The following is a 1,152-nucleotide window of genomic DNA, read 5'->3' as shown; positions in this document are numbered from 1 at the left end:
CCCGCAGCGCCTCGTACGCCGGCTTGCGGCCGTACGTCTCGTCCATCGGGGTCGCCGAGCCCTGCCCCTCGAAGACGCCCGGCACCCAGGAGTACTTGTCGGTGAAGCCCCACACGGTGAACGACCTGCAGCTCCGGGCGCCCAGGCAGGCGTCCAGCAGACGGCGGTAGTAGCTCGCCTGGGTCGCCTGCTTCGTCTCGTCGACCGGCAGGATCATCCGCACGTCGACCTCGGTGAACGCGGTCTGCATCCCCAGCGCGCCGAAGCGGGCGAGGTTCTCGGCGACCTGCCCCGGGAAGCCGTACTGGATGGCGAGGTGGCCCTGGATGCCGAAGCCCTGGACGGGGACGCCCTCGGCGCGTAGCCGCTTCGCCAGTTCGTAGTAGGCGGTGGACTTCGCGTTGACGCCCTCGACGTTGTAGTCGTTGAGGAACAGCTTCGCCTTCGGGTCGGCCGCGTGGGCCCAGCGGAACGCGTCCGCGATGTAGGAGGGGCCGAGTTCCCGCAGCCAGATCGAGTTGCGCAGGCTGCCGTCCTCCTCGAAGACCTCGTTCACCACGTCCCACTGCTGGATCTTCCCCTTGTACCGCTTCACCTCGGCGGTGATGTGGTCGCGGAGGATCTTCCGCAGCTCGGCCCGCCCGATCGNNTGTGCCAGACCAGGGTGTGGCCGCGGACCACCTGGCCGTGCGCCCGCGCGTAGCGGACCAGGTCGTCGGCCGGCTTCCAGTTGTGGACGCCCCGCTCCGGCTCGACCGACTCCCACTTCATGGCGTTCTCGGCGGTGACCGAGTTGTAGTCCCGGCCGGTCGTCCTGCGGTACGTCCGGTCGTCCGCGAGCGCCGTCATGTCCACGGCCGTCCCGATGCGTACGCCCGCCCGGTCGGCCAGGGTCCGCAACGACGGCCCCTGACCTCCCCCGCCCGCCGACGCCGGCTGCACGGCCACCACCGTGGACAGCAGGGTCCCGGCGGCCAGCGCGAGCGCGGGCAGGCGGAAGCGGTTCATGTGCCTCATGCGTGGTTCCTCTCTCATTTCCGGCTCTCGACGCCGGCAGTCAGATACGCCGGCTCTCCAGCGGTCCCAGATACGTCGGCGTCAGCCCGCCCGTGTCGATCACCAGGCGTTGCAGGATCACCGTCGGGTCGACCA

Annotated in this window: 3 protein-coding genes; all 3 read right to left on the bottom strand. The window is 70.1% G+C overall.

Going from position 1 to position 1,152, the window contains the following annotated elements; all coding sequences use genetic code 11:
• The coding region (locus AOK15_RS47705) for an endo-1,4-beta-xylanase (protein ID WP_276206246.1) at positions 1 to 595 on the bottom strand (595 nt) is incomplete at its 3' end.
• Between the two features lie 55 nt (positions 596 to 650).
• A partial coding sequence (locus tag AOK15_RS47700; protein ID WP_240508719.1) for an endo-1,4-beta-xylanase occupies positions 651 to 849 on the bottom strand: 199 nt, incomplete at its 3' end.
• Positions 850 to 1,057: 208 nt separating this feature from the next.
• The coding region (locus AOK15_RS48930) for a hypothetical protein (RefSeq protein WP_420877013.1) at positions 1,058 to 1,152 on the bottom strand (95 nt) is incomplete at its 5' end.

It is taken from the genome of Streptomyces ossamyceticus, assembly GCF_001418475.1.
GTDB lineage: Bacteria > Actinomycetota > Actinomycetes > Streptomycetales > Streptomycetaceae > Streptomyces > Streptomyces ossamyceticus.
This window is presented reverse-complemented; position numbering and strand designations above follow the sequence as displayed.